This is a genomic window from Mycoplasma leonicaptivi ATCC 49890, assembly GCF_000622205.1.
GTDB lineage: Bacteria > Bacillota_I > Bacilli_A > Mycoplasmatales > Metamycoplasmataceae > Mycoplasmopsis > Mycoplasmopsis leonicaptivi.
The window spans coordinates 1-8,607 of sequence record NZ_JHWE01000038.1 but is presented as its reverse complement, the minus strand read 5'-3'; the positions used below and the strand labels follow the sequence as shown (position 1 = coordinate 8,607).

General features: G+C 25.7%; 5 protein-coding genes, 1 tRNA gene, 1 other RNA gene and 1 pseudogene. 4 read left to right on the top strand and 4 right to left on the bottom strand.

What is annotated here, in order from left to right; genetic code table 4:
* A pseudogene (locus BU00_RS0102605) lies at nucleotides 1-257 on the top strand (hypothetical protein); the annotation flags it as partial.
* 138 nt (nucleotides 258-395) lie between these two features.
* Here BU00_RS0102605 and ptsP read toward each other — a convergent pair.
* From ptsP to BU00_RS04575, 4 genes are all read right to left on the bottom strand, one after another.
* A complete protein-coding gene (ptsP, locus tag BU00_RS0102600) occupies nucleotides 396-2,102 on the bottom strand; it encodes a phosphoenolpyruvate--protein phosphotransferase (protein WP_027121368.1) in 1,707 nt (568 codons plus the stop codon).
* 150 nt (nucleotides 2,103-2,252) lie between these two features.
* An RNA gene (gene rnpB / locus BU00_RS04965) (RNase P RNA component class B) lies at nucleotides 2,253-2,529 on the bottom strand.
* Nucleotides 2,530-2,567: 38 nt separating this feature from the next.
* Complete coding sequence (locus BU00_RS0102595; RefSeq protein WP_027121367.1) at nucleotides 2,568-3,698, bottom strand: hypothetical protein; 1,131 nt, start codon at nucleotides 3,696-3,698, stop codon at nucleotides 2,568-2,570.
* Nucleotides 3,699-3,810: 112 nt separating this feature from the next.
* Complete coding sequence (locus tag BU00_RS04575; protein WP_156926430.1) at nucleotides 3,811-5,430, bottom strand: hypothetical protein; 1,620 nt, start codon at nucleotides 5,428-5,430, stop codon at nucleotides 3,811-3,813.
* A 122-nt stretch (nucleotides 5,431-5,552) separates the two neighbouring features.
* Here BU00_RS04575 and BU00_RS0102585 point away from each other — a divergent pair.
* The 3 genes from BU00_RS0102585 to BU00_RS05095 all read left to right on the top strand — a co-directional run.
* Nucleotides 5,553-5,628: transfer RNA gene (locus BU00_RS0102585), tRNA-Thr, on the top strand.
* A 70-nt stretch (nucleotides 5,629-5,698) separates the two neighbouring features.
* Complete coding sequence (gene secA, locus BU00_RS0102580) at nucleotides 5,699-8,233, top strand: preprotein translocase subunit SecA (protein WP_027121366.1); 2,535 nt, start codon at nucleotides 5,699-5,701, stop codon at nucleotides 8,231-8,233.
* 190 nt (nucleotides 8,234-8,423) lie between these two features.
* A partial coding sequence (locus tag BU00_RS05095) for a hypothetical protein (protein ID WP_156926429.1) occupies nucleotides 8,424-8,607 on the top strand: 184 nt, incomplete at its 3' end.

Here is an 8,607-nt window from a genome sequence, read left to right as displayed (position 1 = left end):
ATGTTTTATTGTGTTTTACCACATTATTTGTTTTAAAAATATTGCTTTTAATGTTAAAAAGATTTTATGACAATTATGGTATTCTTGGAAAATTAACAGAAGATGTAATCATAAAGATATTTAAAGATTTAAACTTTATTGCAACAACAGATTTAACTACAAATAAAATAATTAAAAAAGAAAAAATTGATAATAATTCATTTTATGAATCATGAGATTTATATAGTAATATACAAGCATTTATTAAAAATATATAGCAAATTTTAATTAAAAAAATGTTTAGGCCTACACAGTAGGTCTAAACATTTTTATTTATTTACAACTGGGAAACTCAGGATAATTTACGCCTCCAAACAAAAAACTTAATATTTGTTAAACAAATATTAAGTTTTTCTTTAATCTAAATTAAGTTGATTAACCAATTCTAAAACTTCTTGCTCTGTGTCTAATTCTAATGATTTATTTGCAAGTACTTGCATTTCTTGATATGATAATTTGTTAATTAAAGCACGACTTTCTAAAACAGAACTTGCAGACATTGAAAATTCATCTAAACCAAGTCCTAATAAAAGTGGTAAAGCACGTTTATCACCAGCCATCTCACCACACATACCAGCTCATTTTCCATGTTTATGAGCACCATCAATTACCAATTTTACTAAACGTAAAATTGATGGATTTAATGGTTGATATAAGTATGAAATGTTTTCGTTCATACGATCAGCAACCATTGAATATTGAATTAAATCATTTGTACCAATTGAAACAAAGTCTGCATATTTACAAAATTGATCTGATAATATTGCAGCAGCAGGTGTTTCCATCATTAAACCAACTTCAATTTCATTCATTGCTTTAATATTTTTATTTGTTTTTGCAACTTCTACATATGCTTCTTCATATACTTTTTTAGCTTCTAAAAATTCTGCAACATTTGTAATCATTGGGAACATAATAGCAACTTTACCAAATTCTGATGCACGAATTAAAGCTCTTAATTGTGTTTTGAAAATATCAAGATTTTGTAAACAAAATCTAATTGCACGGTAACCTAAGAATGGATTCATTTCTTCTGGGAACTTAAAGTATTTTAAAGTTTTATCACCACCAATATCTAATGTACGAATAACAACTCTTTTACCTTGCATTCTTTGTACTACTTCTTTATAAGCATTAAATTGTTCTTCTTCAGTAGGTCAGTTTTCATTATCCATGTATAAAAATTCTGATCTAAATAAACCAACTGCTTCTGAATCATTATCAAGTACTGAATCTACATCTTTTGGTGTACCGATGTTAGCAGCAAGTTCTACATGGTGTCCATCTGTTGTTTTAGATTCTTTTCCTTTTAGTGTCACAAGCATTTGTAAATATTTTTCAAATTTTGCTTGTTGATCTTTATAGTTTTGTAATTCTTCTGCACTAGGATTAACGACAACTTCACCTTTTTGTCCATTTAAAGCAATTACATCACCATTTTTAGTATTTTCCATTATAGTGTTAGTTCCTACAACAGAAGGGATACCTAAACTACGCGCCATAATGGCTGTATGTGAAGTAGGGCCACCAATGTTTGTTACAAAACCTTTAACATATTTTTTATTTAATTGAACAGTTTGTGAAGGACTTAAATCTTCTGCAACAATAATAACTTCTTTGTTAATTGCTAATAAATTTGGTTCTTCAATATTGTTTAAAGCATACAAAAGTTTTTTAAGCACATCTTTAACATCTGCTGCTCTTTCTCTCATATACTCATCTTCCATTGCTTGAAACATTGCAGCAAAATTTAAATAAAAATCATTAACAGAATACTCAGCAGTTCATTTATTGTTTTGAATATTATTTGTAATACTTTCAATTGCAAATGGATCTAAAATAAATCCGATGTGTGCATCAAAAATTGCTTGGTGTTGCACATCTTGAATTAATTTTTTAGAAGCTTCGATTTTTTGACAAACAACTTCTCTTACGTTATTATATAATTGAATTTCATGCTCTACATTATTAGTTTCTTTGGTAATATCAACAGGAAGTTCTTCAATTTTAAAAACTTCAGCAATTGCTACACCTTTTGAAGCACCTATTCCTTTAATTTTCATAATTTCTCCTAACTAAATTATAAATATATAGTTTTTATTTTATATTATTAAATATAAAAACAACTTGCTAAACTTTAAATTACTAAAAAATTGTGGAAATATTTTTCATAAAATTATTTAATATAAAAAGAAGGAAAAATCCTTCTTTTGTATCATAAGCCGTGTTCTGTTCCATATAAATATGGTGCTGATAATTTATCTAATAAATACAATGATTTATTTCTGATATAAGTTGAATTCCTTATATTAAGATTCCCCTACCAAATTTGGGTTTCTAACTCGTGGAGTTTACCCGTTTCACAATTCTCGTCTCTGTGGCACTAGTCGTCTAAGCTTAAACTTATTAGGTTTAACACGAACACTACATACATCTCAGTATGTGTTAGCACGGACTTTCCTCTACATAATGTAGCTATCAGCGATACGGTATTATTTTATCAAAAATAAAAATTTAATTTTGTGAATTTATTTATTTTTATTTTTGAATTTTTTTAAATACACAAATCATCCAACACCTAATAATGTACCAATAATAGATATAACAGAAATTAAGACTATTCCTACTGTTGTTCCTTTACTACTTTTTTCATTTAAAGGTTCTTCATTTTTATTTGCAATTTGTGAAGAATCATCGGATTTGTTTTCTGGTTCATTTTTTGGTGCTTCTTGTTCTTTTTTAGGTTCTTGTTTTTTGTTTTGTGTATTATCTTTATTAGTGTTTGAATTGCTGTCTTGTGATTGAGTTTTATCATCAGTGTTTTGTGTTTGATCTTGTTGCGTATTATTTTGAGGTTGATCACTTGGTTCTTGATTTTGATTAGATGCATTTGCATTAGAGTCTGTATTTGTATTTTGAGTGCTGTCTTGATTTTGATTGTTATTTGATTGAGTATCATCAGAAGTATTATTTGAATTATTTATATTATTGTCAGAATTTGTTTCTGTATCTTTATTCATTTGCTTTTGTTTTTCTGCTTCTTTTGTTGTTATGATTTCATTGATTTTTGTAAGTTGATTTTGTACATGATTAATTTCAGCAGTTAAATCTTCACTTGAAGGATTAATTCCTTCGTTTTTAAGACCTTCATTTCCTAAGTTTTGGATTTCTTCATCTTCAGGATATTCAGACATTTTTTCTTGAATTTGTAATTCAAACAATACAAGTCTAAAAACGTCCCTAAGATCATACATATTTAAAACAGTTCCCCAAACAGTAGATGTTTTTTTTGTATTTTTTAAATCTTCATCAGATGAAATATTATCATTTAAAACTTTTTCAACAATTGTTCACAAATCTTGATTACTTGTTTTTCATGATGTTTTAATATTGTAATCAAATAAATAATTCAAATCATTAAATCTATCTTCATCTTTAAAAGGTTTATTTGAACTTAAATCATTAACATTTTGTTGTTTTAAAATTAAATCATATGCTGTTTTTGCATCTTTTTGAATTTCTGCAACACGTTGTTTTAAATCATTTTTATATGATTCTAAATCATTTTTAATTGTATCATCGGCTTTATTTAAAGCAACTGAAAATAAAGCTGCAGGTAATACTAAGCCCGAACTTAAAGTAAATATTAATTTTTTCATATATATATTTTAATATTAAAAATATTTTTAATATAAATTTTTTTGTTTTCATAAAATAGTTAAGTTTTTTGCTAAAAAACAATTTTATAAAACAAAAATAATCATATTTTTATTATTTTGTTAAAGGAATTACTATGAAATACGATTTTTTATTAGAAACATTTTTAGGATTATATTCAAAACTTAATTCAACACTATACTTATTAAATCCGACTTTTTGTAATCTTTGTAACTTTACATTTGCAATAATACTGTTTTTTGGTAAATAAAATTCAATATCCAAAATACTAATTTCATCTTTATTTTTTGCTGAATTTTTAATATTAAGAGTTATATTTTTAGCAGCAATTTTACTAATCAATGAATTTAATTTAGTTTGATAAAAATCTGTTTCTTTAAAAAATAATTCTGGTGATTTTGAATTAGGTAAATCAATAAAACCTTCAATATCTTCAAATTCGTTTTTGTTATTTTTTATTCCAAAAACAGCAGAAGATGAATAATCAAATAAAAATCATTTATCAAAAAATAAACCATTAACTTCATTTGTATGTTCTGTAGTTAATTCTTCAGAAGGAATTTGTGATTCTAGAACTTCAAAATTATTTATTTGATTAGTATCGATAAAATCATGTTTTTGGCTTACTTTATTGATAAAAAAGTAATTATTTTTTACATCTAAGATTTTTTTAAGTTTACTTGATGTTTTATTTTGACCTGGGTGACCTTTATAAAAAAGATTATATTGATTTGAATATTTTTTTAGAATTGTTAAAAAAAATTCATAATCATTATCAAAACCACTACCAAGTACAATCATTGATTGTTTATTATTTAATTCTTTTAATTTAGTCACTTTATCTCTTTCATGTCTTCAGTTAAGACCGGTTATTTTTGATCAGTAGCTACTAAATCTTTTATTTGTTGATTGTGATTTTGTTTCAAAAAGTAAATCTTTTAATTCTTTGTTAGAATTTTGAAAAAATGCCCGATTGTTTTTAAAATGCAATTCCAAAAATTTATCACTAACATTTTTATTAGATCAATAAATAGTTACATTATTTGTATATATAGGAACAAAATATTGTGTTTGTCGATTCACTGCTAAATTAGGTTTAGATCAAGTATTAGTTTTTATATCAAAAAAGTCATTTTTAAAATCTTGTTTAGTATAGTATTTTTCAATCAAATATTCACCTAAAACATTGGAATCTTCAATACCGTGCAAGTAAACATTATTTAATTTTGTTAATTTTAAAAAGTTTTCAAAACTACTTTGAATATGATCAGAATTAAATCACACATTAATTTTTTTATTTTTGTTTTTTAGGGCATATTCATAAACTTTGTTGTAATATTCTTTTTCAAAACCATAACCAATTTGATAAACTTGACTATTTTTCTTGTCAACATTTGAAGCGTTTCTGTCGTTTTGAATAAAATTTAAAAACTCTTGATCATTAAAATTATTTTGAATTTCAACTGTGTTTTTAGAATGATAAAAAATAACTTCTTTGCTTGATAACATCGCAAGACGAATCATATTATAAAATGTTTGCACACCATAAGAAGAATAGTAAAAGTTAATATCGACATTATTTTGAACTAAATTAATATCTTGCTCTTGATTAACTTGTTTTTCATTATCACAAGATAAACTTGTAAAAAGAGAGGATAAGGAAATGCTTAAAATCATAGATTTAAAGATAAACTTTTTAGAAATCTTTTTCATAATTAAATTTTAAATTATTTTTGCTAAAAATAATGATATTAAAATTGCAAAAGCACTAAGCTGCGCATTCAAAAGCAAAAATTTTGCTTTATTTTAAATATGTTATAATAAACTAAATTGTTGCCGTCATAGCTCAGCAGGTAGAGCACTTCCATGGTAAGGAAGGGGTCGCTGGTTCGAGTCCAGTTGTCGGCACCATTTTTTTATTTTTTAAAATGGTGCTTAATTTAGATTATTAAAATAAACATTAAAAGGTATAATTTAAAATATGAAATTTTTTAACAAAATTATTGATATGAAAACAGCTGAAATGCGCATAGCAGAGCGTGCTTTAAAAAAAATAAATCAACTAGAAAAAATTGTTTCCAAGTTTAGCGATGAAGAACTTAAAAATCAAACAAATTATTTTAGAAATCTTCTTAAAGAAGGATATACCCTAGAAGATATAAGAGAAGATGTTTTTGCTGTTTCAAGAGAAGCAACTAAGCGTGTTTTAGGTAAAAGACCTTATGATGTTCAAATGCTTGGTGGTTTATTGCTTGATTTAGGGTCTGTTGCAGAAATGAAAACAGGTGAAGGAAAAACAATTACTTCTATTGCGCCTGTTTATTTAAATGCACTTTTAGGTAAAGGAGCAATTGTTTCTACTGTTAATGAATATCTTACTGAACGTGATGCGATTGAAATGGGTGAAGTATTTCAATTTTTAGGATTAACAGTCGGAATAAATAAAGCACAAATGGATCCGTATAACAAGCGTTTAGCATACTCTTGTGATATTACGTACTCAGTACATTCTGAATTAGGTTTTGATTATCTTAGAGATAATATGGTTCAAAAAAAAGAAGAAAAGGTACAAAGAGGTCTTTATTTTTGCTTAATAGATGAAGTAGATTCGATTTTAATTGATGAAGCTAAAACACCATTAATTATTTCTGGTGGAGAAAAAGAAGATATTAATTCATATTATTCAGCAGATCAATTTGTAAGAACACTTGGTGAAGGTGATTTTATTATTGATGATGAAAGTAAAGCCATTGTTTTAACACACTCAGGAATTCAAAAAGCAAATCAATTTTATCAAACTGAAAATATCTATAACATTGAACACAGTGAAACCATACACTTAATTCAAAATGCTTTAAGAGCTCATAAAATAATGAAAATAAACGTTGAGTATATAGTTAAAGAAGGTAAAATTGAACTTGTTGATGCCTTTACTGGTCGTATTATGGAAGGTCGTTCATATTCAGAAGGACTTCAACAAGCTATCCAAGCAAAAGAAATGATTGAAATTGAAGCAGAAACTAAAACACTAGCAACGATTACTTATCAAAATTTCTTTAGAATGTTTAAAAAGTTATGTGGTATGACTGGTACTGGTAAAACAGAAGAGCAAGAATTTATTGATATTTATAATATGCGTGTTAACATTGTTCCAACAAATAAACCAATTTTAAGAAAAGATGAACCTGATTCAATTTTTGCAAGTGCAAATGATAAATGAAATGCTGTTGTTGAGCAAATTAAAGTATTATATGTTAAAGGTCAACCAGTTTTAGTAGGTACTTCGCAAATTGAAGAATCTGAAATTTTACACGATTTACTTTTAAGACAAGGTATTCCTCATACTGTGCTTAATGCAAAACAAAACGCTTCTGAAGCTGAAATTATTTCGCAAGCTGGTAAAGTTAAAGCAGTTACAATTGCAACAAATATGGCAGGTCGTGGTACTGATATTAAACCAACAAAAGAAGCAATTGAACTTGGTGGACTATATGTTTTAGGAACTGATAAAGCAGAATCAAGAAGAATTGATAACCAACTAAGAGGTCGTTCAGGAAGACAAGGGGATGTGGGAACAAGTAAATTCTTTGTTTCATTAGAAGATCAATTAATTAAGCGTTTTGCTAACTATGAAAGTTTTGTTGAAGCTTTTGCTGATTCAAAAGGCAAAGAAATAACTAATAAATCTTTAAAATTCCAATTTAATCATGCACAGAAAAAAATTGAAGGATTTAATTATGATTCACGTAAATCAGTTCTTAATTATGATGATGTTATAAGACAGCAACGTGATTTGATTTACTCACAACGTGATTTAATTTTATATTCAGATAATGTTGATTATATAACTAAAAGAATGATTGCTTCTGCAACAAGATCAATTGTAAGAAATGGTGAATATTATTTACATAACGGAACATATAATTATGAAGCACTTGTTTATTTTTTAAATTCAAATATAGGAAAATTAGTAGCATTTACTTTTAATATTGACGAAATTAGTAAAATTCATGAAAATGATTTACCAGATTATATTGCTAATATTGTTTTATCATTATACAATGAATGATTTAAAAATGCACATGAAAATGTTCTTGAATATGAAATTGAAGAAATGTTAAAAAATACAATTCTTGAAAAATTAGATTATAAATGACAACAACATATTAATAGAATGGATAAATTAAGATCTAATGTTAATTTAGTGCAGTATTCACAAAAAAATCCTTATCAAGTATATACTGAAGAAGGTACAAAACTTTTTAATATTATGTTAGATGATATTGCTTTTGATGTAATGCTTTCTATTTTTTCAAATAGAATGGGTAAAAAAAGTCTTATTACCAAAGAAATGATGAATGATCATATTTTCCAACAAGTTAGATCTACATATAATTTCAATCCATATAAATCTTTAGAAGACAATGAACAAGATTTAATTAATTTATATCATGAAATTGTAAGAAGATTAGAAGAAATCAAAAGGGAACAAGAAACTCCAAATCCGACAAATTAATCTATAGTTTCTAATAAAAAAATCTGTTTTAAAAAAACAGATTTTCCTATCTTTCCCAGTTAGTGTATATTTTACAAAATAATTTGTCTTTTTTTTAGATTTCTATATATGTATATATACATATATAGATTTTTAACAAAAAAAATATTTTTTTACTTGTTTTTACTTGTTATTTTGGTATAATAAAAGAATGAAATTAATGCTCTACAATTCAAGCGGTAAAAACAAAACAGTTTATAAAAACATTGGTTATTTTGATAATAGTGGTTCATATCGAAAAAATATTAAAATTTTAGGGCTAGGTAATTCAAAAATTCTTGAAGAGAAAAATCCTGAATATGAAAGTATCATAAAATCACTAATAACAAATTACG